Annotated in this window: 19 protein-coding genes, 5 tRNA genes and 2 pseudogenes; 24 read left to right on the top strand and 2 right to left on the bottom strand. The window is 42.1% G+C overall.

Annotated elements, in window-relative coordinates; translation table 11 throughout:
* Positions 1-131 precede the first annotated feature (131 nt).
* The gene (locus HMPREF9304_RS09785) at positions 132-1124 is read right to left on the bottom strand and encodes a malate dehydrogenase (protein WP_025071447.1); all 993 of its coding nucleotides are present in this window, start codon (positions 1122-1124) and stop codon (positions 132-134) included.
* A 243-nt stretch (positions 1125-1367) separates the two neighbouring features.
* Here HMPREF9304_RS09785 and HMPREF9304_RS09780 point away from each other — a divergent pair, with 243 nt between their 5' ends.
* From HMPREF9304_RS09780 to HMPREF9304_RS09670, 24 genes and pseudogenes are all read left to right on the top strand, one after another.
* Complete coding sequence (locus HMPREF9304_RS09780) at positions 1368-3161, top strand: M24 family metallopeptidase (protein ID WP_374187982.1); 1794 nt, start codon at positions 1368-1370, stop codon at positions 3159-3161.
* A 216-nt stretch (positions 3162-3377) separates the two neighbouring features.
* On the top strand, positions 3378-3569 hold the full coding sequence (gene rpsU / locus HMPREF9304_RS09775) for a 30S ribosomal protein S21 (protein ID WP_008122443.1): 192 nt from the start codon (positions 3378-3380) through the stop codon (positions 3567-3569).
* A gap of 148 nt (positions 3570-3717) precedes the next feature.
* Positions 3718-4596: a tyrosine-type recombinase/integrase gene (locus tag HMPREF9304_RS09770; protein WP_197061668.1), complete on the top strand. Its 879-nt coding sequence runs from the start codon at positions 3718-3720 to the stop codon at positions 4594-4596.
* A gap of 22 nt (positions 4597-4618) precedes the next feature.
* On the top strand, positions 4619-4918 hold the full coding sequence (gene hpf / locus HMPREF9304_RS09765) for a ribosome hibernation-promoting factor, HPF/YfiA family (RefSeq protein WP_008122438.1): 300 nt from the start codon (positions 4619-4621) through the stop codon (positions 4916-4918).
* Between the two features lie 101 nt (positions 4919-5019).
* Positions 5020-5093: transfer RNA gene (locus tag HMPREF9304_RS09760), tRNA-Thr, on the top strand.
* Positions 5094-5128: 35 nt separating this feature from the next.
* A tRNA-Tyr gene (locus tag HMPREF9304_RS09755) sits at positions 5129-5211 on the top strand.
* 17 nt (positions 5212-5228) lie between these two features.
* Positions 5229-5301: transfer RNA gene (locus HMPREF9304_RS09750), tRNA-Gly, on the top strand.
* Positions 5302-5307: 6 nt separating this feature from the next.
* Positions 5308-5379 (top strand) — tRNA-Thr (locus HMPREF9304_RS09745).
* An 84-nt stretch (positions 5380-5463) separates the two neighbouring features.
* Entirely contained in the window at positions 5464-6660 is a 1197-nt protein-coding gene (tuf, locus tag HMPREF9304_RS09740; RefSeq protein WP_008122436.1) for an elongation factor Tu, read from the top strand.
* Positions 6661-6743: 83 nt separating this feature from the next.
* Positions 6744-6816, top strand: a tRNA-Trp gene (locus tag HMPREF9304_RS09735).
* 16 nt (positions 6817-6832) lie between these two features.
* A complete protein-coding gene (gene secE / locus HMPREF9304_RS14100) occupies positions 6833-7024 on the top strand; it encodes a preprotein translocase subunit SecE (RefSeq protein ID WP_081455446.1) in 192 nt (63 codons plus the stop codon).
* A gap of 11 nt (positions 7025-7035) precedes the next feature.
* A complete protein-coding gene (gene nusG, locus HMPREF9304_RS09730) occupies positions 7036-7581 on the top strand; it encodes a transcription termination/antitermination protein NusG (RefSeq protein ID WP_008122434.1) in 546 nt (181 codons plus the stop codon).
* 63 nt (positions 7582-7644) lie between these two features.
* The gene (gene rplK, locus HMPREF9304_RS09725; RefSeq protein ID WP_008122432.1) at positions 7645-8085 is read left to right on the top strand and encodes a 50S ribosomal protein L11; all 441 of its coding nucleotides are present in this window, start codon (positions 7645-7647) and stop codon (positions 8083-8085) included.
* A 20-nt stretch (positions 8086-8105) separates the two neighbouring features.
* Positions 8106-8798, top strand: a complete 693-nt coding sequence (gene rplA, locus HMPREF9304_RS09720) for a 50S ribosomal protein L1 (RefSeq protein ID WP_036928570.1) — start codon at positions 8106-8108, stop codon at positions 8796-8798.
* An 18-nt stretch (positions 8799-8816) separates the two neighbouring features.
* The gene (gene rplJ / locus HMPREF9304_RS09715) at positions 8817-9335 is read left to right on the top strand and encodes a 50S ribosomal protein L10 (protein WP_008122428.1); all 519 of its coding nucleotides are present in this window, start codon (positions 8817-8819) and stop codon (positions 9333-9335) included.
* 93 nt (positions 9336-9428) lie between these two features.
* Positions 9429-9809: a 50S ribosomal protein L7/L12 gene (gene rplL / locus HMPREF9304_RS09710; RefSeq protein WP_008122427.1), complete on the top strand. Its 381-nt coding sequence runs from the start codon at positions 9429-9431 to the stop codon at positions 9807-9809.
* A 165-nt stretch (positions 9810-9974) separates the two neighbouring features.
* Complete coding sequence (rpoB, locus tag HMPREF9304_RS09705; RefSeq protein WP_036928567.1) at positions 9975-13787, top strand: DNA-directed RNA polymerase subunit beta; 3813 nt, start codon at positions 9975-9977, stop codon at positions 13785-13787.
* A gap of 39 nt (positions 13788-13826) precedes the next feature.
* Complete coding sequence (rpoC, locus tag HMPREF9304_RS09700) at positions 13827-18140, top strand: DNA-directed RNA polymerase subunit beta' (RefSeq protein WP_036928564.1); 4314 nt, start codon at positions 13827-13829, stop codon at positions 18138-18140.
* Between the two features lie 218 nt (positions 18141-18358).
* Positions 18359-18817: a LexA family protein gene (locus HMPREF9304_RS09695; RefSeq protein WP_025071454.1), complete on the top strand. Its 459-nt coding sequence runs from the start codon at positions 18359-18361 to the stop codon at positions 18815-18817.
* On the top strand, positions 18798-20093 hold the full coding sequence (locus HMPREF9304_RS09690; RefSeq protein ID WP_036928562.1) for a Y-family DNA polymerase: 1296 nt from the start codon (positions 18798-18800) through the stop codon (positions 20091-20093). Before HMPREF9304_RS09695 ends, HMPREF9304_RS09690 begins: the two co-directional genes overlap by 20 nt.
* Positions 20094-20518: 425 nt before the next feature.
* A pseudogene (locus HMPREF9304_RS09685) lies at positions 20519-20910 on the top strand (DNA adenine methylase); the annotation flags it as partial.
* A gap of 8 nt (positions 20911-20918) precedes the next feature.
* Positions 20919-21647, top strand: coding sequence for a type II restriction enzyme NmeDI-related protein (locus HMPREF9304_RS09680; protein WP_036928560.1), 729 nt, complete (start codon positions 20919-20921; stop codon positions 21645-21647).
* A gap of 2 nt (positions 21648-21649) precedes the next feature.
* Positions 21650-21994 (top strand): hypothetical protein, encoded by a 345-nt coding sequence (locus HMPREF9304_RS13825; RefSeq protein WP_146003009.1) that lies wholly within the window; start codon positions 21650-21652, stop codon positions 21992-21994.
* Positions 21993-22807, top strand: a pseudogene (locus HMPREF9304_RS09670) (DNA-methyltransferase); the annotation flags it as partial. The gene HMPREF9304_RS13825 and the pseudogene HMPREF9304_RS09670, both read left to right, overlap by 2 nt.
* A gap of 140 nt (positions 22808-22947) precedes the next feature.
* Here the strand turns inward: HMPREF9304_RS09670 and HMPREF9304_RS09665 are convergent.
* Positions 22948-23829, bottom strand: a complete 882-nt coding sequence (locus HMPREF9304_RS09665; RefSeq protein ID WP_036928558.1) for a YitT family protein — start codon at positions 23827-23829, stop codon at positions 22948-22950.
* Between the last annotated feature and the right edge of the window lie 345 nt (positions 23830-24174).

Genomic DNA, 24174 nt, shown 5'->3' with positions numbered 1-24174 from the left:
CGTATTTCATAAACATTTGATGACTATGTGCGGTGGTAATTTATAGAACCAGCCTAAAAAAGGATGTAGTTCCAAGAGGGCTACATCCTTTTATATCTTCAAGTTGAGAAATCTCAACCGCAAAGGAATCCTTAGAGATTAGGATTAATCTTTGACCATTCAGAGATTTCTGGAACGATGTTCAAAGTAACTAACTCGTCGCGCATCTTGCAAAGATGTTCGTAGCTTGCATCCAGCTTAGCGTTCTCCTCGTTGGTTCCTTGTGGTACTTCGTAGTGTGCGCCAGTCTTGTCGAGCGTCGTCTTCATAGCCATCATGATGTGGTTGTACTTGTCGGTGCTTACGTATGTTCCTACAGGGAAACGGAATGGTTCGCCACCCATGACCGAGCGAATCATCTCAACAGAGAGGTAAGCAGGGCTTTGGAACGAAGAACGTCCGCGAAGCTCAATAATCTTTGCACCGCCCTTGGTAACATCTTTCTTCATCTGTTCCCACTCTTCGTTAGAGAATTCTGGAGTACCGATGATTTCGGTCAATGGTTTGCCAGAAATGGTGACGTGGCTACCAAATACTGCCATTTGCTCACCGTGTCCACCGTAAGTAGCAGCACCCTTTACCTCAGTCTGCATGACGTTGAACTTCTTAGCCAGTGCACTCTGCAAACGAGTAGAGTCGAGTGCTGCCAAGGTTGTTACCTGTGATGGTTTCAAGCCAGAGTACAATAATGTTACCAAACCTGTCAAGTCGGCAGGGTTAAAGATTATCACTACATGCTTTACGTCAGGGCAATATTTCTTAATATCCTTGCCAAGACCTTCTGCAATTTCGCAGTTGCCTTTCAATAAGTCTTCGCGAGTCATGCCAGCCTTGCGAGGAGCACCACCAGAAGAGATAATGTATTTAGCATCGGTGAAAGCCTCTTTCACGTCTGTTGTAGCAACGATGTTTACTGCATCGAAACCACTTTGGCGCATTTCCTCTGCAACACCTTCTGGAGAGAATACGTCGTAGAGACAAATGTTGTTTGTAAGCCCCATGCTGAGGGCGGTTTGAACCATGTTAGAACCAATCATCCCAGCTGCGCCGACGATGGTTAATTTTTCGTTTGTCAAAAATGCCATAATTTTATAATATATTAAAAATGTTATGAAAATCCATTGCTTATCCTCTGACTACAAAGTTACTAAAATCTAAATAAATATGAGTCTTATTTTCTATTTTTTAATTGTTATTAAACCTTGAATCCACAATTAGCATTTTTTCAGAAGTCTCATAGAAAAATATGACACCTCTAAAGAATAACTTTTTTAGTCATTAGCTTATAATTCGGAAATTTTATCTATATTTGTAATACATTAAAATGGATGGCAATGAAGACAGAAATAGCAGAGCGATTAAGTAGATTGCGCAAAGTAATGAAACGCGAACATTTAGGTGCATTTATTTTTCCCAGTACCGATGCACACAATAGTGAATATGTACCCGATCATTGGAAAGGACGTGAATGGATTTCGGAGTTTGACGGTTCGGCAGGTGTGGCTGTGGTTACCCAAACCAGTGCTGCCTTGTGGACCGATTCGCGTTATTTCATTGCGGCTGAAGCGCAGTTGAAGCATACCGAATATCAACTCATGCGGATAGGATTGCCAGATACGCCTTCGATAGCTCAATGGATTGGACAAGAATTGCAGCAAACAGACTTCACCGAAGTGGGGATGGATGGCTTCGTAAACACTAAAGCCTTTGTACAGCAAATGGTTAACGACTTACGAAAAGAAGGCGGTATCACCCTCAGAACCAACTTTGACCCACTTGCCCAGATTTGGAATGACCGACCTGCGATACCCAAGAATAAGGTGGAGATACATCCCTTGCAATATGCTGGTGAATCCACAAGCAGTAAATTGACACGTATCAGAAAAGCCTTGCGTCTGCAACATGCGGACGGTACCATGCTTTCAGCACTTGATGATATTGCATGGACACTCAATTTACGTGGCACAGATGTACACTGCAATCCTGTATTCGTTGCTTATCTCCTGATATCTACGCATGAAGCCGTGTTGTATGTCGACCCAGAAAAATTGACAGAGGAAGTACAGTCGTACTTGAAAGCTGAAGGTGTGTCCACGCGTTCGTATGATGAGGTTACGCAGGTGGGTAGGCATTATCCCGATTATACAATATTGTTAGATGCGGAACAATTGAATGCACACATTTTCTCGGTGTTTCAAAAACAACATGTAATCACAGCTCCCTCACCCGTTCCTGCTATGAAAGCCGTGAAGAATAAAGCAGAGATTGCTGGTTTTAAGGCAGCGATGGAGCGAGATGGCGTTGCCATGGTCAAATTCTTAAAGTGGCTTAAACCCGCAGTTGAGGCTGGTGGACAAACCGAGATTTCGTTAGATGAGAAATTGACCGCCTTACGTGCCGAGCAGGATTTGTATCGTGGACTCTCCTTTGATACCATAGTAGGCTACGAGGCACACGGAGCCATTGTGCATTATGAAGCTACACCAGAGACCGACATTCCTGTACAGCCTAAAGGGTTAGTGCTGATAGACAGTGGAGCACAATATCTTGACGGTACCACCGACATTACGCGGACTGTTGCTTTGGGACCGCTCACCGAAGAGCAACGCCGTGTGTACACATTGGTACTCAAAGGACATATCCAGTTAGAGCTGTGCAAATTTCCTGCAGGTGCCAGTGGCACACAGTTGGATGCACTGGCTCGGCAAGCCATGTGGCGTGAGGGGATGAACTTTATGCATGGTACAGGGCATGGTGTGGGAAGTTATCTTAATGTTCATGAGGGACCTCATCAAATTCGAATGGAATACAAGCCAGCTCCCTTGCGTGCAGGCATGACTGTCACAGACGAACCAGGACTCTATTTGGAAGGCAAGTTTGGCGTGCGCATTGAGAACACATTGCTCATCACACCTTATCTGAAAACCGCTTTCGGTGAGTTTCTGCAATTTGAACCGTTAACGCTTGCCCCCATTGACACCACACCTATTATTATAGAGATGTTGTTGCCTGAGGAGCGGAACTGGCTCAATGCGTATCACGAACACGTATTCCAGCGTTTGTCGCCCTACCTCTCCGATAAGGAAAATGATTGGTTGCGAGAGGCTACGCAAGCTATTTAGGAAGGCATAGACTTGTGGGAACGTCCTATAAGTGAGTAGGATAAGTTTGTTTTTCACCATAAACAACCTTTCTTAAACAAAAGAGACGTGCTTGCAAAAGTAAAATGTGCGCTAAAAACTTGTACGTTTCACAAATAAGTCGTAATTTTGCAGCCGCATTTCGTAACGAGATGTAAAAATGAATTAACTATAACATTAAATATTAAAAACAAAAGCATGATTATTGTACCCGTAAAAGATGGTGAGAATATCGAAAGAGCTTTGAAGCGTTTTAAAAGAAAGTTCGATAAGACAGGTGTTATTAAAGAGTTACGCGCACGTCAGCAATACGACAAGCCTTCTGTGTTGAGGCGCTTGAAGATGGAGCGTGCCATCTACGTACAAAAATTGCGCGACGCTGAAGAATAAAAACTTCAGATTCTTTTGGTAGTTTCAATTATTTTCCGTATATTCGTTGCGTATAACAATTGATTTAACGGATAGTTGAGCATCATGAATGTGTTTACTTCCTGGATAATCAATGATTTTACCTCCGTGGTGTAAGCAAGTGATGACGATGATAAAAGAATTCTTGGACTACCTGCGATTTGAGAAAAATCGCTCCGCGCTAACCGTGAAGAATTACGGAAAAGACCTTATGGCCTTTGAGGAGTTCTTTCGTCTTTTGGAACCCCAACTCTCTTGGGAGTCGATAGACTCGAACATCATCCGTGACTGGATGGAGAGTATGATGGATAGAGGAAACAATGCCACGTCAATCAATAGGAGATTGAGTGCTTTGCGTTCCTTTTATCGTTTTGCCTTAACTCGAGGTCTTGTCGATAAAGATCCTACAATCACAATAGTGGGTCCTAAGAAAAAAAAGCCTTTGCCCCAGTTTGTCAAAGAATCTGAGATGGATGCTCTTTTAGACTTCAAATTGGAAGGAATTCAATATAAAGATGTGTTGGCACATACATTGGTAGAAACCTTTTACTGCACTGGCATGCGTTTGGCAGAGTTGATAGGGCTGGATGATGCGTCTATTGATTTCACTCATCAGAGTCTGAAAGTCTTAGGAAAGCGAAATAAAGAGCGCTATATACCGTTTGGTGCGGAATTAAAGGAGTCGCTGCAGCACTATGTGTCGATTCGCGATGAACAAGTGCAACGACAATCGACGGCCTTCTTTGTGGATAAAGACGGGCAGCGTTTGACACATAATCAGGTGCGTTATGCGGTAAATAAATGTTTGTCTACTGTTACCACTTTAAAAAAACGTACACCCCATGTGTTGAGACACACCTTTGCTACAGCGATGATGAACCACGGAGCAGGATTGGAGAGTGTGCAACAACTGCTGGGACATCAAAGTCTCACAACAACGGAAGTGTATACCCATACAACTTTCGAGCAGTTGAAGCGTGTTTATATGAAAGCTCATCCCCGAGCTTAACCTTTAAAACTTGGAGGTAATTATGGAAATAAAAATTCAATCAATTCGCTTTGATGCAACTGAGAAATTAGAGGCCTTCGTAGAGAAAAAAGTAGGCAAGTTAGAAAAATCTTTAGAAGACATTCAGAGAGTAGAGGTACAGCTCAAGGTCATCAAGCCAGCCACGGCAATGAACAAGGAAACAAGTCTTACCGTGGTAGTGCCAGGAGCCACCTTGTTTGTGGATAAAACCTGCGATACATTCGAAGAGGGAATTGACCTCTGTGTTGATGCGATGCGGGTTAAAATCCAAAAATTCAAAGAAAAATCTCGCTCGTTCTAAAAAAAAATAGAAAAAGTTTTGGCGGTTTAAAAAATATCCCTATCTTTGCAGCCGTTTTACGACACGTCTTAAAAGCTTCAGCCAAACGGCTGCATAGATTTGCCTCTTTAGCTCAGTTGGCCAGAGCACGTGATTTGTAATCTCGGGGTCGTTGGTTCGAATCCGACAAGAGGCTCTCCAGCTAAAAAGAGACAAGTTCGTAAAAACAAAGGGTAGTTACCAGAGTGGCCAAATGGGGCAGACTGTAAATCTGCTGTCTTTCGACTTCGGTGGTTCGAATCCATCACTACCCACTCCAGTAGAAGTTTTTGCGGAAATAGCTCAGTTGATAGAGCACTAGCCTTCCAAGCTGGGGGTCGCGGGTTTGAGTCCCGTTTTCCGCTCTCACTGCTGTAATAGCTCAGTGGTAGAGCACTTCCTTGGTAAGGAAGAGGTCCTGAGTTCAACTCTCAGTTACAGCTCTACTTCGGTTCTATTTTATAGATCCTTTGTAGAAAAACAGATATAACAAGATAATTAATTTATATAAATAAAAAAGTAAAGCTATGGCTAAAGAAGAATTTGTACGTACCAAACCGCACGTTAATATTGGTACAATTGGTCACGTAGACCACGGAAAGACTACTCTGACTGCTGCTATCTCAAAAACGCTTCATGATAAGGGCTTCGGTGGTGAAGAGGCTAAGTCGTTCGATCAGATTGATAACGCTCCTGAGGAGAAAGAGCGTGGTATTACCATTAACTCTTCACATATTGAGTATGAAACAGCGAAGCGTCACTATGCACACGTAGACTGTCCTGGACACGCTGACTATGTGAAGAACATGGTTACTGGTGCTGCACAGATGGACGGTTCTATCTTGGTAGTAGCTGCCACAGACGGTCCTATGCCTCAGACACGTGAGCACGTGCTTTTGGCTCGTCAGGTAAACGTTCCTCGTTTGGTTGTTTTCTTGAACAAGTGTGACTTGGTAGACGATGAGGAGATGATGGAACTCGTAGAAATGGAGCTCCATGAACTTCTTGAGCAGTATGATTTCGAAGAGGATACTCCTATTGTACGTGGTTCTGCACTCGGTGCTTTGAACGGCGTTGATAAGTGGGTTGACAGCGTGATGACTCTGATGGATACCGTTGATGAATGGATTCAAGAGCCTGAGCGTGATTTGGACAAACCATTCTTGATGCCTGTTGAGGACGTGTTCTCTATCACAGGTCGTGGTACGGTTGTAACAGGTCGTATTGAGACAGGTAAAGTAAAGGTTGGCGATGAAGTTCAATTGCTCGGACTTGGTGAAGACAAGAAATCTGTTGTTACAGGCGTTGAGATGTTCCGTAAGATTCTTTCTGAAGGTGAAGCTGGTGACAACGTAGGTTTGTTGCTCCGTGGTATTGATAAGGATGAAGTTAAACGTGGTATGGTTGTTGTACACCCAGGAGCGATTACTCCTCACGATCACTTCAAGGCTTCTATCTATGTATTGAAGAAAGAAGAAGGTGGACGTCACACTCCATTCGGAAACAAATATCGTCCTCAGTTCTATCTTCGTACCATGGACTGTACAGGTGAAATCACTTTGCCAGAGGGCGTAGAAATGGTTATGCCTGGCGATAACGTAGAAATCGAAGTTAAACTGATTTACAAGGTTGCTTTGAATGAAGGTCTTCGTTTCGCTATCCGTGAAGGTGGTCGTACAGTAGGTTCTGGTCAGATCACAAAGATTTTGGACGATGTTCAGTAATTGAAGATACGGGATTGAATCGTTTGACAATTCATTCCCTTTTCATAACAGTTCCCGTAATAGCGGTTGCGGGAACTTCTTTTACGGGTTTAGCTCAGTTGGTAGAGCACTGGTCTCCAAAACCAGGTGTCGAGAGTTCGAGTCTTTCAACCCGTGCAAAATAAAAGATAATATGTTTAAGAAGATCGTAAATTATTGCAAGGCATGTTATGATGAACTTGCGTATAAAACAACTTGGCCAACGAGTCGAGAACTAACACACAGTGCAGTGGTTGTATTATCTGCTTCCCTTGTCATTGCATTGGTGGTGTTCTGTATGGACTGGTGCTTCCAGCATCTAATGGGCATTGTTTATCCAGGTTAAATCGTTAAGAAATGGCTGATACAAAAATGAATTGGTATGTACTGCGTGCTGTCAATGGAAAAGAAGCTAAGCTGAAAGAATACATCGAAGCTGAAATGAAACACAACACGTTGCTACAACAGCATGTCTCTCAAATATTGATTCCAATGGAGAAACATGCCGCTTTGCGTAACGGCAAAAGAGTAGAAAAGGAGAAAATAAGTCTTCCTGGCTATATCTTTGTAGAGGCTTCCCTGGTTGGCGATGTGGCGCATACCTTACGCTTCATGCCCAATTGCTTAGGATTCTTAGGTGGCTTGGATAATCCGTCACCTGTTCCTCAGTCCGAAATCAATCGAATGCTTGGTGATGTCGAAGAGACCGAAATAACGAACGATGTAGAAGTTCCTTATGAGGTTGATGAGGTTGTTACCGTTACCGACGGTCCTTTTAGTGGCTTTAGTGGCGTCATCGAAGAGGTGAATGTCGAAAAGCATAAGCTGAAAGTCATGGTAAAGATATTTGGTCGAAAGACTCCATTGGAGTTAAGTTTTATGCAAGTGCAAAAAGAGGTTTAACGACTTTGTTACGGGGTTAGACATTCTTTTTTATATTTTTCAATTTTAATATTAACAAAAAAAATGGCAAAAGAAGTAGCTGGATTAATCAAATTACAGATTAAAGGTGGTGCTGCGAATCCTTCTCCACCAGTAGGACCTGCTTTGGGTTCTAAGGGTATTAATATCATGGGATTTTGCAAAGAGTTCAATGCCAGAACCCAGGATAAAGCAGGGAAGATTATTCCTGTTGTTATCACTTACTATACAGACAAGTCATTTAGCTTTGTTCTCAAAACCCCTCCTGCAGCTGTTCAGTTGAAGGAGGCTGCAAAGGTGAAAACCGCTTCTGCACAGCCAAATCGTCAAAAGGTAGCGAGCGTTACTTGGGATCAAGTACGCACTATCGCTGAAGATAAAATGACTGATTTGAACTGTTTTACAGTTGAGAGCGCTATGAAACTTGTGGCAGGTACTGCTCGCAGTATGGGTATCACAGTAAAAGGGGACTTCCCTGGAAAATAAATTTAAACTTCAATTAAAAAATGAGTAAACTCACAAAAAATCAGAAATCAGTAGCTGATAAGGTTGAAGCAGGGAAGGCATACACATTAAAAGAAGCTTCAGAATTGGTGAAGGAAATTACGACCACCAAGTTTGATGCCTCTCTTGATATTGATATGCGTTTAGGCGTAGACCCACGAAAAGCGAACCAGATGGTGAGAGGTGTCGTTACACTTCCTCATGGAACTGGTAAAGTTACTCGTGTGCTATGTCTCTGTACACCTGACCAAGAAGCTGCTGCGAAAGAAGCTGGCGCTGACTACGTTGGTCTTGACGAATACATCGAAAAGATCAAAGGTGGATGGACAGATATAGACGTGATTATTACGATGCCATCTTGTATGGGTAAAGTTGGTCCTTTAGGTCGTGTACTTGGACCACGTGGCTTGATGCCTAACCCCAAGAGTGGAACGGTGACGATGGATGTTGCTAAGGCAGTGAAAGAAATCAAATCAGGTAAAATTGATTTTAAGGTTGATAAGTCTGGTATTATTCATACCTCTATCGGCAAAATCAGTATGACTCCTGAGCAGATTTATGATAATGCAAAAGAGTTTATCTCTACCGTTATCAAGCTAAAACCAACTGCTGCTAAAGGTACATATCTCAAGAGTATCTTTATTTCAAGCACTATGAGTAAGGGTATCAAGATTGATCCTAAATCAGTTGAATAACTCTAAAAGTTTTGTAAAATGAAGAAAGAAATAAAAGATACTATCATTGTAGATTTAGGCGAGAAACTGAAGGAGTATCCTCATTTTTACTTGGTAGATGTTACTGGGTTGAATGCAGAGGAAACCTCTCAGCTACGTCGGAAGTGTTTCAAGAATGAAGTGAAGATGGTTGTAGTTAAAAATACACTTCTTCGCAAAGCTCTTGACGCATCTGATGTTGATTTCGAACCTTTATATGACTGCTTAGTGGGAAGCACCGCTGTGATGTTTGCACAGACAGCAAACGTACCTGCAAAGCTGCTGAAGGAATATGATAAGCAAGATTTTCCTGCATTGAAGGCAGCCTATGCTGAGGAAAGCGTTTATATTGGTGCTGATAAGCTGGCAGAGTTGGCAGCATTGAAGAGTAAGAACGAAGTTATCGCAGAGATTGTTGCATTGCTGCAATCTCCCGCAAAGAATGTTGTTTCTGCACTTCAATCTGGTGGTAATACCATTCATGGTGTACTCCAAACATTGGGAGAACGTCCAGAATAAATTATTCCGTTGACTCTTCCTGTTGATGTGTAGAGTCATCTACCAAAAGTCAAATCAAATAAAGAATTAAAAATAAATTAAATTTAGAATAAAATGGCAGATATTAAAGCTATTGCTGAAGAATTAGTAAATTTGACAGTTAAAGAAGTAAACGAGTTGGCAACAGTCCTCAAGGACGAGTATGGTATTGAGCCTGCTGCAGCAGCTGTTGCTGTAGCTGCTGGTCCTGCTGCTGGTGGTGCAGCTGGCGCAGCTGAAGAGAAGACGTCTTTTGACGTTGTATTGACCGAAGTTGGAGCTACCAAGCTTCAGGTTGTTAAGGCTGTAAAAGAAGCTTGTGGTCTTGGCTTGAAGGAAGCTAAGGATCTTGTTGACGGTGCTCCTGCAACCATCAAGGAAGGCTTGTCTAAGGAAGAAGCTGAGAACTTGAAGAAGGCCATCGAAGAGGCTGGTGCTAAGATTGAATTGAAGTAAATCTCTCTTTTAGGAGGTGCGACAGTGTGAATAGTCGCATCTCCTAAACCCACTTATTATGATTACGGTTAGGATTTGTCCAGTAGGCGAATCCTGACCTTTTTGTGTCTTAAGACAACAAATTGTTAACGAGCAAAGGGGAGACTACTCCCACTGATTTTATTTATGGCTACAAAAAGTGTTGATAACAGAATTAATTTTGCAAGCGTGCATAATCCGGTACCTTATCCGGATTTTCTCGATGTGCAGTTAAAGTCCTTCAAGGATTTCTTACAGTTGGAAACTCCTCCCGAGGAACGCAAGAATGACGGTCTCTATAAGGTGTTCTCAGAGAACTTCCCTATTACCGATACAAGAAATAACTTCGTTCTTGAGTTCTTGGATTATTTTATAGATCCGCCCCGTTATTCTATCGATGAGTGTTTAGAGCGTGGGTTGACCTATAGCGTACCCTTGAAGGCCAAAATGAAGCTTTATTGTACAGATCCAGATCACGAGGACTTTGGTACGTTTATACAGGACGTATTCCTTGGTACTATTCCTTACATGACGGACAATGGTACTTTTGTTATCAACGGAGCCGAACGTGTGGTTGTTTCTCAATTGCATCGATCGCCAGGCGTCTTCTTCGGACAAGGCGTCCATGCCAATGGTACTACCCTTTATTCTGCTCGTATTATCCCATTTAAGGGCTCTTGGATTGAGTTTGCTACAGACATTAACAATGTGATGTATGCTTACATTGATCGAAAGAAGAAATTGCCCGTTACTACCTTATTGCGTGCCATAGGTTACGAATCAGATAAGGATATTCTTCAGATTTTCGACCTTGCCGAGGAAGTGAAGGTGAATAAGAAGAACATGAAAGCTTCGATTGGTCGCCGTTTGGCTGCTCGCGTTTTGAAAAGCTGGAATGAAGACTTCGTAGACGAGGATACAGGCGAAGTTGTATCTATTGAGCGAAATGAGGTTATCATGGAGCGCGAAACAGAAATTACGGAAGATAATGTGGCAGACATTATAGACAGTGGTGCATCCACCATTTTATTACACCGTGATTCTGAATTGGCTAACAAGTTTGCGATTATTTTCAATACGTTATCGAAAGATCCTTCCAACTCAGAGAAGGAGGCTGTTAATTATATCTATCGCCAGCTTCGCAATGCCGATCCTGCCGATGATGCCAGTGCAAGAGAAGTCTTTAACAATCTTTTCTTTTCAGATAAACGCTACGATTTAGGTGAAGTAGGTCGCTATCGTATCAATAAGAAATTAGGTCTTGAAACGGATATGGATATCCGTGTTCTGACGAAGGATGATATCATCGAGATTATCAAATATTTGATACAGTTGGTTAACTCAAATGCAACGGTTGATGATATTGACCACTTGTCAAACCGCCGTGTGCGCACCGTTGGCGAACAACTGTCCAACCAGTTCTCTGTAGGTTTGGCTCGTATGAGCAGAACCATTCGTGAACGTATGAACGTTCGCGATAATGAAGTCTTTACACCTACTGACTTAATCAATGCCAAAACTATAACCAGCGTTATCAATTCGTTCTTTGGAACCAATCCTTTGTCACAGTTCATGGACCAGACGAACCCCTTGGCAGAGGTAACTCACAAACGTCGTTTGTCTGCACTGGGACCTGGTGGCTTGTCTCGTGAGCGAGCTGGCTTCGAAGTTCGTGACGTTCACTATACACACTATGGTCGTTTGTGTCCAATTGAGAGTCCTGAAGGACCGAACATTGGTTTGATTTCCTCCCTATGTATCTATGCAAAGATTAATGATCTTGGTTTTATCGTCACCCCTTATCGTAAGGTGAAGAATGCCAAGGTAGATATGAATAACGACCATATCGTTTTCATGACTGCAGAGGAAGAAGAGGACTTGATTGTTGGACAAGGAAATGCACCTTTGCGTCCAGATGGTTCGTTTATCCGTGATTACGTGAAATGTCGTCAAGATGCAGATTATCCTGTGGTAGATCCCGACCAGGTTGCATTGGTAGACGTCTCTCCACAGCAGATTGCTTCCGTATCCGCAGGGTTAATTCCTTTCTTAGAGCATGATGATGGACACCGCGCATTGATGGGATGTAACATGATGCGCCAGGCAGTTCCTTTGCTCCATAACGATGCTCCTATCGTTGGTACGGGCTTAGAGAAACAGGTATGTGAAGATTCACGTACGATGATAACAGCCGAAGGCAATGGTGTCGTGGAATATGTGGACGCTACTACGATACGTATTCTCTACGATCGGACAGAAGACGAAGAATTTGTAAGTTTCGAACCTGCATTGAAAGAATATCGTATTCCAAAGTTCCGACGCACCAATCAAAATATGACCATAGACCTTCGTCCTATTTGCAATAAAGGACAACGTGTTAAGGCTGGTGATATTTTAACAGAAGGATATGCTACGGAGAATGGCGAACTGGCACTCGGTCGAAATCTTTTGGTAGCTTATATGCCTTGGAAGGGATATAACTACGAGGATGCCATCGTAATTTCTGAACGGGTAGTGCGTGACGATGTGCTGACATCGGTGCATGTAGATGAATATTCTCTGGATGTTCGTGAAACCAAACGAGGTATGGAGGAATTCACCAGCGACATTCCTAATGTCAGTGAAGAATCAACCAAAGATTTGGACGAAAATGGTGTCATCCGCGTTGGGGCAAGAGTGGAGCCAGGAGATATTTTGATTGGTAAGATTTCTCCTAAGGGAGAGAGTGATCCTTCACCAGAAGAAAAGCTGTTGCGCGCTATCTTTGGCGACAAGGCTGGCGATGTAAAAGACTCTTCTTTGAAAGCCAATCCTTCGCTGAGTGGTGTGGTAATCGACAAGAAACTCTTCAGCCGTGCCATTAAAACAAGAGAATCAAAGAAACATGACAAGGTTGTCTTAGCTAAAATTGATGAAGAGTACGAAGCTAAGAATAATGACCTAAAAGATATATTGGTTGACAAACTCCTTACGTTGACCGAAGACAAAAAGTCACAAGGAGTTAAAGACTATACGGGTGCTGAAATCATTACGAAGGGAAGTAGCTTCACCGCTGCTGCTTTGAAAAACTTAGAGTATGATGGCATACAGTCGAATGATTGGACCGTTGATGAGCATACCAATAAGCTCATTCAAGCCTTAATCATGAACTATATCCGTAAATATAAAATGTTAGATGCCGAGCTGAAGCGTCGTAAGTTTGCAATTTCGATTGGAGATGAACTACCTTCTGGCGTGTTGCAAATGGCAAAAGTTTATATTGCGAAGAAACGTAAGATTAGTGTTGGAGACAAATTGGCTGGTCGACATGGAAACAAGGGTATCGTGTCAAAGATAGTACGTGCCGAGGATATGCCATTCTTAGAAGATGGTCGTCCGGTAGACTTGGTGCTCAACCCCTTGGGCGTGCCTTCTCGAATGAACCTCGGTCAGATTTTCGAAGCGATTCTTGGTGCTGCTGGATTGAAGTTGGGCGTCAAGTTTGCTACTCCGATTTTCGATGGTGCAAAACTTGAAGACCTGTCTGAATGGACCGAGAAAGCGGGGTTACCTCACTTGTGCTCTACTCACCTCTACGATGGTGAGACAGGAGAGAAGTTTGACCAACCAGCTACCGTAGGTATTACTTACTTCTTGAAGCTCGGTCACATGGTTGAAGACAAAATGCACTCACGCTCAATAGGGCCTTATTCATTGATTACCCAACAGCCACTTGGTGGTAAAGCACAATTTGGTGGACAACGTTTCGGTGAGATGGAGGTATGGGCACTTGAGGCCTTTGGCGCCAGCCACGTATTACAGGAGATTTTGACAGTTAAGTCTGATGATACTGTAGGACGTAGCAAGGCATACGAGGCTATCGTGAAGGGTGATGGAATGCCAACACCAGGAATTCCAGAATCGTTGAACGTGCTGCTGCATGAATTGCGTGGACTCGGATTGAGTGTGAAACTCGATTAATTTTTCCTACATTGTATTCACACAATAAAGATATAGAACATGGCTTTTAAGAAAGATACAAAAATAAAAAATAATTTTACCAAGATAACCATTAGCTTGGCATCTCCTGAGGAAATTCTCGAAAATTCGTATGGTGAGGTGACTAAACCCGAAACCATCAATTATCGAACCTACAAGCCTGAGCGTGATGGCCTTTTCTGTGAGCGCATTTTTGGACCAACGAAGGACTATGAGTGTGCCTGTGGTAAATACAAACGAATTCGCTATAAAGGGATTGTCTGCGATCGATGTGGAGTTGAGGTGACCGAGAAGAAGGTTCGTCGTGAGCGTTCGGGTCATATCGAATTGGTTGTTCCTGTTGCTCATATTTGGTATTTCCGTTCATTACCCAACAAGATAGGTTATCTATTGGGAATGCCCACAAAAAAACTTGATTCCGTTATCTACTATGAGAAGTATGTCGTTATCAAGCCTGGTGTCATGGAAGGTCGCAAGGATGGCGATGGAATAGAGATGAATGGCTCTCATGTAATGGATTTACTGACAGAAGATGAATATTTAGATATTCTTGATCATCAGTTAGATCCTAACAATGACCGCTTAGATGATACCGATCCCAATAAGTTTATCGCTAAGATGGGTGCCGAGGCAGTGTATGATTTGTTGGCTAACTTGGATTTGGACTCAATTTCATACGAATTGCGCGATCGGGCGAACAATGACACAAGTCAGCAGCGTAAAACGGAAGCCTTGAAACGTTTACAGGTAGTAGAAGCTTTCCGTCAGAGCAAAGATATCAACCGTCCAGAATGGATGATACTAAAGATAGTGCCTGTCATTCCACCCGAGCTTCGTCCGCTGGTTCCGTTGGATGGTGGACGTTTTGCCACCTCCGACCTGAACGACCTCTATCGTCGTGTCATTATTCGTAATAATCGCTTGAAGAGACTTATGGAAATCAAAGCCCCTGAGGTGATTCTACGTAATGAGAAACGTATGTTGCAAGAGGCTGTCGACTCTCTGTTTGATAATTCTCGCAAGAGTAGTGCGGTGAAGAGTGAGAGCAACCGTCCTTTGAAGTCTTTGTCTGATTCTCTTAAGGGTAAAGCAGGACGCTTCCGCCAAAACCTTCTTGGTAAACGTGTAGACTATTCGGCACGTTCGGTAATTGTGGTTGGTCCAGAATTGAAGATGGGCGAGTGCGGTCTGCCTAAATTGATGGCTGCCGAACTGTATAAACCATTCGTGATTCGCAAACTCATTGAGCGTGGCATCGTGAAAACTGTGAAGAGTGCCAAGAAGATAGTTGACCGACGTGAGCCTGTGATTTGGGACATTTTAGAGAATGTGATGAAAGGACATCCCGTTCTGTTGAACCGTGCTCCTACTTTGCACCGTTTGGGAATCCAAGCATTCCAACCCAAACTTATTGAGGGTAAAGCTATTCAGTTGCATCCATTGGCTTGTACAGCGTTTAATGCCGACTTCGATGGTGACCAAATGGCGGTTCACCTTCCTTTAAGCAACGAGGCAATTCTCGAGGCTCAAATACTGATGCTTCAGAGTCATAATATCCTCAACCCAGCCAACGGTGCTCCTATCACTGTTCCGTCACAGGATATGGTGTTAGGCTTGTATTATATTACTAAAATCCGTCCTGGAGCAATGGGTGAAGGTCTTTCGTTCTATGGTCCTGAAGAAGCAATTATTGCCTACAACGAAAAGAAGTGCGACTTACATGCACGTGTCAAAGTAGTGGTGAAGGACTTGGTGGATGGTAAGTTGCAAGACCATGTGGTAGAAACCTCTGTGGGTCGTGTCATTGTGAATGGTATTATTCCCGATGAAGTGGGCTACTTCAACGACATCATTTCTAAGAAGACTTTGCGTACCATTATCGCAGATGTAATTAAGGTCGTTGGTATGGCTCGCGCATGCGAATTCCTCGATGGTATCAAGAACTTAGGTTATCGCATGGCGTATGTTGCAGGTCTGTCTTTCAACCTTGATGATATTATTATTCCTGAAAGTAAAGTGGGAATAGTAAAGAAAGGGCAGGATGAAGTCAACCAAATCAAAGCTAACTATGAAATGGGATTCATTACCGACACCGAGCGTTACAATCAGGTGATTGATGCTTGGACGCATGTGAATAATGAGTTGGGTGATGTTCTCATGAAAGAGATGACCGAGAACGACCAAGGTTTTAATGCTGTCTATATGATGCTTGATTCGGGAGCTCGTGGTTCTAAGGACCAGATTAAGCAGCTCTCGGGTATGCGTGGTTTGATGGCTAAACCTCAGAAGGCAGGAGCAGAAGGACAACAGATTATTGAAAATCCTATTCTCTCCAACTTTAAGGAAGGTATGTCAGTGCTCGAGTATTTTATTTCCTCACACGGTGCTCGAAAAGGTTTGGCTGATACGGCTATGAAGACAGCCGATGCTGGATACTTGACACGTCGATTGGTGGATGTTTCTCATGATGTCATCATTAACGAGGAAGACTGCGGAACTTTAAGAGGACTTATCTGTACAGCTTTGAAGAGTGGTGATGAAATCATCTCAACACTCTATGAGCGAATCTTAGGTCGTGTATCCGTTCATGATATCATACATCCAACAACGGGCGAACTTATTGTTGCTGCTGGTGAAGAGATCACAGAAGAGAAGGCACGACTCATTGACGAGTCACCTATTGAGAGCGTAGAGATACGTTCGGTCTTGACTTGCGAAAGTAAGCATGGCGTTTGTAAGAAATGCTATGGTCGAAACTTGGCAACGGCACGCATGGTACAGAAAGGCGAGGCTGTTGGTGTGATTGCTGCACAGGCTATTGGTGAGCCAGGTACACAGTTGACACTTCGAACCTTCCACGCCGGTGGTGTGGCTGGTAACGCAGCTGCCAATGCTTCTATCGTTGCTAAAAATGATTGTAAAATTGAGTTTGACGAGTTGCGTACTGTTCCTTACGTAGAGAACGATGGAGTGAAAGATGTTAAATGCTTGAAGGTTGTTAGTCGTCTGGCAGAAATTCGTTTCATCGATCCTCATACCGATATTGTGCTTAGTACGATGAACGTTCCTTATGGAAGTTCGTTGTATTATAAGCATGGTGATACTGTTGAGAAGGGAACGCTTATTGCAAAATGGGATCCATTCAATGCTGTCATCGTTTCCGAATACGAAGGTAAGTTGAAGTTCAATGACGTGGTTGCTGGAAAAACTTATCACGCTGAGACGGACGATACTACTGGTTTGACCGAAAAGATTATCAGTGATTCTAAGGATAAGTCTTTGGTTCCTACTTGTGATATTATCGGAAAGAAGGGCGAGGTGCTTGGTACCTATAACTTCCCAGTAGGTGGTCACGTGGTAGTTGAAGACGGTGCTGAAATTAAGACAGGTCAAACGATGGTGAAGATACCACGTGCCGTTGGAGGTGCGGGTGACATTACTGGTGGTCTTCCTCGTGTCACAGAGTTGTTCGAGGCTCGTAACCCCTCTAACCCTGCTGTCGTTTCTGAAATCGATGGCGAGGTTACCATGGGCAAGGTAAAGCGTGGAAACCGCGAAATCATTGTCACCTCTAAGACGGGTGAGCAGAAGAAGTATCTTGTTTCTTTGAGTAAACAGATTTTGGTTCAAGAACATGATGCGGTACGAGCAGGTACGCCATTGTCTGATGGTGTCATCACTCCGAATGACATTCTTGCAATTAAGGGACCAACGGCTGTACAAGAGTATATTGTGAATGAGGTACAAGACGTTTATCGTCTGCAGGGTGTGAAAATCAATGATAAGCACTTTGAAATTATTGTACGTCAGATGATGCGTAAGGTTCAGATTAACGAACCTGGCGACACTACATTCTTGGAGCAAGAGTTAGTCGATAAGCTTGATTTTGCAGAAGAGAATGATCGCATTTGGGGCAAGAAAGTGGTAATCAATGCCGGAGATAGTGAAGTGCTGAAGGTGGGTCAAATCGTGACTGCTCGTAAGCTGCGCGATGAAAACTCTTCGTTGAAGCGTCGTGACTTACGCTTGGTGGAAGTTCGAGATGCTGTTCCAGCAACTTCAACTCAGATTCTGCAAGGTATCACACGTGCAGCGTTACAAACTAAAAGCTTTATGAGTGCAGCATCGTTCCAGGAAACGACAAAGGTGCTCAATGAAGCGGCTATCCATGCCAAAGTTGATTATCTGGAAGGTATGAAAGAGAATGTCATCTGCGGACACTTAATACCTGCCGGAACTGGACTTCGCCAGTGGGAGAAGCTCATCGTTGGCTCGAAAGAAGAATATGAGCGCATTGAGGCTAATCGCAAGAATGTACTCGATTTCTCCGAATAATTTGGTGAGGTAGCATTACGGCACAGGCTGTATGTACTACCAAGAAAACTATACAAGGGAGGTGGATCACTATCAATGGTGCACCTCCCTTTTTTTACTTTTTATACGAGGTAGATTTTCACAATCTCGCTCTATTTTGAACCTAATTATTGGGTTGCTCTGTTTTCTACCCTAAATTTAGTATCTTTGCATCAACGTATGTTGACTGTTATTTGATAATGGGGAAAATAAAAATAGTGAAAGGCGAGTTCGCCAAACAACTCTCATTGCAGATAGCTCCTGCTATCAAGGCTGGCTTTCCAAGTCCGGCAGAAGATTATTTACAAGACAGGATTGACTTTAATCGGGATTTGATAAAACATCCCGAAGCTACGTTCTATGGGCGTGTGTCGGGCGACTCCATGATAGGAGTGGGCATCTATGACGGTGATATCGCTGTGATTGATCGGGCTGAAGAACCAAAGGATAAAGATATTGTCGTGGCTTATGTGAATGGCGAGTTTACCTTAAAATTCTTGAATACAGCGCATGCTCAAGAGGGATATATCGAGTTGATGCCTGCCAATGAGAATTTTAAGCCCATTAAGGTTGTCAATGATGACGATTTTGAAATATGGGGCGTTGTTACCTTTGTCATCAAGAATTGTAAAAACCTCAATGTATTACGCGATTTGTGATTGTGACAGCTGTTATGTGAGTTGTGAGCGCGTGTTCCGCCCTGACCTCAAACATAAGCCCGTTGTTGTGTTAAGCAACAACGACGGATGCGTTGTAGCCCGAAGCAAGGAAGCTAAACGGATGGGAATACCAGCCGGCATGCCCTATTATCAACTCAAGGAGCAATATCATGATAATGAGATTGCCGTTTTTTCCAGCAATTACGAGTTATATGGTGAACTTACGGCACGGGTGATGCAGCTCATTCGAGAGGCATCACCTCAGAGTTTTCGATATTCCATCGATGAGTGTTTCTGTGTCTTGCCCGATATGAGTTTTACAGATTTGAAACAGTGGGGCGAGTCTCTGTGTCATCGCATACTAAAATATACGGGAATGCCTATTAGTATTGGGATAGCGCATACCAAGACTTTGGCAAAAATGGCAAGTCATTATGCGAAGAAATACGAGGGGTATCAGCATTGTTGTATCATTGATACAGATGAGAAACGGACAAAAGCGCTGCAACAATACCCCATTAGTGAGGTGTGGGGCATCGGACGTCGTCATGCCACGAAATTAGAGTCCATGGGCATTCGTTCGGCTTATGATTTTGCCATGCATGATAAGTCGTGGATACGTTCACTTTTTACGGTGGTTGGCATGCGCACTTGGCAGGAGCTTTGGGGAGAGGATTGTGTGCCAATAGATGAGATGACGCATAAGAAAAGTATTTGTACCAGTAGAAGCTTTACAGGCATGTTGGCGGAGTATGATGCTGTGCGTACCCACATTGCCAACTTTGCCGCACGGTGTGCGTATAAACTTCGGCAGCAACAATCTGTTGCTTCTGTGGTGAGTGTCTTTGTGCACACCAATCGTTTCCGTGAAGATTTGGATCAGTATTGGAATTCCACTTCTGTACAGTTGCTCACTCCCTCAAATTCCACGCAGGTCATTGTACAGGCTGCAGCGCAGGGGTTGCAACACATTTTTGCCAGTGGATATCAATACAAGAAAGCTGGAGTTGTGGTTATGGGACTTCAGTCGGATGCTGCGATACAAACTAATTTCTTGGATTTCCACGCTACTCAAATGGAAAAGCACATCAAATTAGATCAAGTTGTAGATCGTCTGAACAAACTCATGGGTACGGAAACTGTTAAACTGGGGGCTCAGCAGTACAAGCAAAAACAGCAAAACGGCAAGGCTATAGTGTTTGCAGATGCGATACAGCATGTTTTTAAGAGCAAAAATCCAACCACTCGTTGGAGCGACATCGTGGAGTTGAAATAGTTTGAAAATCAACCACTTATCCTTCGTAAGATTGTAAGCATTAGTTAACCTCCTTAACCCATGCACTTAACGCTCCAATCTCCATGGGTTAATTTTGGCACCTCAATCTCATTGTATTTTCTGTCTATTTCTCCATTCCTAAAACTTACACGTTCGTATATTCAAAACTGCAAATAGTGCAATGTAAAATTTGGATAATTAGAGTTTTTTATGTACTTTCGCAATAAAGAGCGAAAGATGTTGGGCAAGACTAATCCGAAAGGAGTATAAGACGTATTACGCAATAGCTCCTTGAAAATAGTGAGTGACTTGATGTGTCACTCTATAGGAAGGTTTTAATTTTCTTTCAAACAAAATAATAATGACTACTATCCTTGCATTTAATCACTCTTTGTAGAATGGATGCTCGCTTGTAAAAACAGTATATGATAAGTAAATCCCTAAAGGCAAAACCTTTTATCAAATGGGTTGGAGGTAAAACTGAATTGATAGACCAAATAGATAAGCAACTCCCAATTGATTTTGACAATTGGGAAAATGTAACGTACATAGAACCTTTTATAGGTGGAGGGGCAATGCTTTTTTATATGCTGAGGCAGCATCCAAATATTAAACGGGCTGTAATCAACGACATTAATTCAGACTTGATTACTTGCTACAAAACAGTCCGTGACAATGTAGAGCAGTTGATTCCTGCCTTACGGGAAATACAAGGGCAATATTACTCTTTGCGCAACATGGCGGCTAAACGTGAGATGTTTATGGCTGTTCGCCAACGATACAATGAGAAAAACTTAACCAGATAGAGAACACTACAAAAATTGCATGAAAAAAGGGACTCAAGAATATCAAGTAATAGAAGCTTTAAGAAAAGAAGGTGGGTTTGCAACTCTTCGCAGACTTAACGAAATTGTTGATTTTTCGTCATGGAAAACAAAAACACCAGAAGCTTCAGTAAGGAGAATAGTTCAAAATAGCCAATCTATTTTTAGAATACAATCGGGGCTTTGGGCTTTGGAAGATTGTCGAAAAGTAGTTCTTAAAAAGTTTAATATAAAAGAAGGAGACAAATATAGTGAAGAGCAATTTAGTCATGGATATTATCAAGGCTTGCTCGTTGAAATTGGAAAATATAGGAACAAGAAAACTTATATTCCGGCACAAGATAAGAATAGAATGTTTCTTGACAAACACTTATGTGAAGTCGCTGATACCTATACTATCCCCTCTTTTACCTATGATTATTTGTTGAGAAAGGCAAGGACTGTAGATGTAATATGGTTCAACGAACGTGAAATGCCTTCTGATTTTTATGAAGTTGAGCATACGACAGACATTAAGAATTCGTTATCCAAGTTTTATGAGTTGCAGGATTTCTTCTCTAAATTCTATATAGTTGCAGATATATGCCGCAAAAAAGAGTTCTACGACAAGATAAATGCTTCTATGTTTAACGACATAAAGTCTCGTGTGCAATTTATAGATTATGAAAGAGTAGTTGCTATGCACACGGGTTTGAAATGTGTAAATATGAATAATTGGCAAATTATTTAACTATGAATGAATATATTTTTTATACAACAGAAGGAACAACGTTACCCCCTGATAAAGATGAAGATGTTGATAATTGTCAAATATTAGGATTCGTTGAAGCCAAGAACAATTCTGAAGCGATGGATTTGTTACTCACAAATAATCCACGGATTATTGAAACAGGTTTTTCTATGAGAGAAATTATGGTAAAGCAAGTTTTAACAAAAGAACAAATAAAAGACATTCAAACTATTGTCGATTATAATTGGACAGATGAAGAGAAACATTATGAAGAATATTGTGAATATTCCAAGAAGCATATATTTGAAGTGCTAAAACGATTAAAGCAAATATGTACATCTCTTTAAGCTTCAAAGGGAGCTTGATTTCAAATTCGACATGATATTTGCAGATCCTCCTTACTTTTTATCGGGAGGAGGCATTAGCTACCAAAGTGGAAAAGTTGTGTGTGTAGATAAGGGAGATTGGGACAAGCCTGTTACTTCTGAAGAGTTAGACGCATTTAATTTACGTTGGTTGACGGCAGTTCGTGAACACATGAAAGACAATGCTACCATCTGGATTTCTGGAACTCACCATAATATTTTCAGTGTGCAGCAACAACTGTTAAAATTGGGCTTCAAGGTGTTGAATATCATTACATGGGCGAAAACAAATCCACCGCCTAATATCTCTTGTCGTTACTTTACATTCTCAACAGAGTTTATTATTTGGGCTCGTAAATCTTCTAAGGTACCCCATTGTTTTAATTATGCTTTGATGAAAAAATGAATGGAGATAAACAGATGACCGACGTGTGGCAACTACCTTCTATAGGAAAGTGGGAAAAATCGTGCGGTAAGCATCCTACACAGAAGCCTTTGGGTGTGTTGGTTAGAATTATTCAGGCGAGCTCTGAGCCTAATTCATGGATCCTCGATCCATTTAGCGGTAGTGGTACTACGGGTATTGCTGCAAATCTGTTGGGGAGGAACTATCTTGGTTTGGAAAAGGATGAAGACTTTTTGCTCATGAGTAAAAAACGAAGAGAAGAAATGGAAAATCCAAGTGTCCGATTTAATCATCTAAAACATTTAGAGCAAAATGGAATGATATCTCAATCAGAAGATTTTCTTTTATCGGACAGTTCTGTATTACAATACGGAATCCCTTGGCTATAAAATGTATAAAGTTGGTATTGCATGGTGTAACCTATACATATTTGTTTTGTGGGTATAACACCCCACCCCCTAAGACAGGGAGTGAGGGGAAGCTATAAACACTTAGCGTATATGGTTTGCGATGTCAATAATGAGCCATGCTATGTTGTGGATTTCTTACTGACTTTAAATTTGTCAAATCCTAATCCATAAACGCCAATGACCGAACTTTGAGATACGAAGGCAGCAGGATCTATTTCGTCAATGGTTTGGAATATCATCGCCGATTCGGTTTGTTTGGCTAATACGAATAGCATTTTAATGTCACGTCCTGAATAGAAACCATTGGCATTGATGGTGGTACATCCTCGTGGCACTTGAGTATTGATGGCACGCCCAATCTCTTTGTATTTATCTGAAATAATGAAAAACTGGACAGAACGTCGACTCATGTTTACCACCTTGTCTACACAAGCGGAGGAAACGATGAGAACTACGTATCCATATAATACTTGCTGCCAGTCATGCAATACCAAGTAACTCGAGGTAATAATAGATATGTCGCAACACAAAATAATTTTGCCTAAGGAGATGTCATGATATTTGTGAATCATTGCGGCAATGACATCCGTTCCTCCTGTGCTACCATTGCATGAAAGTCCCAACCCAACGCTACTACCTAAGAGAACTCCGCCTAACACCGCAGCCATAAAAGGTTCATCACGAATAATGGCTTGATCATTGGTTAGATGTCTCATGAGCGAAACAAATAGTGAGAAAACAAGGGCGGCATAGATGGTCTTCAGGCAGAAACGCCAACCTAAAATTTTTAGTGCAAAAGAAAGTAGCAACGCATTGAACCCTAAATAACTTAGTTCTACAGGGATGTTCATTCCCCAAAACAACACGGAGGAAATTCCAGCAATCCCTCCAATTCCAATATGATTGGGCAATAGAAAAACCGTCCATCCAATGCTGCCGATGAGCATGGCTAAGGTCAATATAACATAATCTTTTAGCTCTGTTGATTTTTTTCTCTGCATGACTACATATTTTATTTAAGGAAGTAAAGATTGTTGTTATTCCATTTCTTAGAATTGTGTTGCAAAGTTACAAAAAAGTTGTTTATCTTTCGGTTATTGCCATCTAAAAACAAGTTGTTATTTTGCTCAATGAAGTGTTTTTATGATTCTTTTTGCGTTCCTTGCTATTAAATCCGTGAATGTAGAGGGGGTGCTTGAACACTAATAGGATGTAAAAGGTGCGCAGTTTTCTCATTTTTGTGTCTACTTAATACAACGAAACCACGTCAACAAAATAGTATATGTAAAAGCACTACTGTCCACGAAATTCCTTTAACATTTCAAAAAGTAACAAATTGATAGTTA

Source organism: Hoylesella timonensis S9-PR14 (assembly GCF_000762405.1).
Lineage (GTDB): Bacteria > Bacteroidota > Bacteroidia > Bacteroidales > Bacteroidaceae > Prevotella > Prevotella timonensis_A.
Note: the sequence above shows the minus strand (reverse complement) of the source record. Positions and strands in the feature narration are given on the sequence as shown.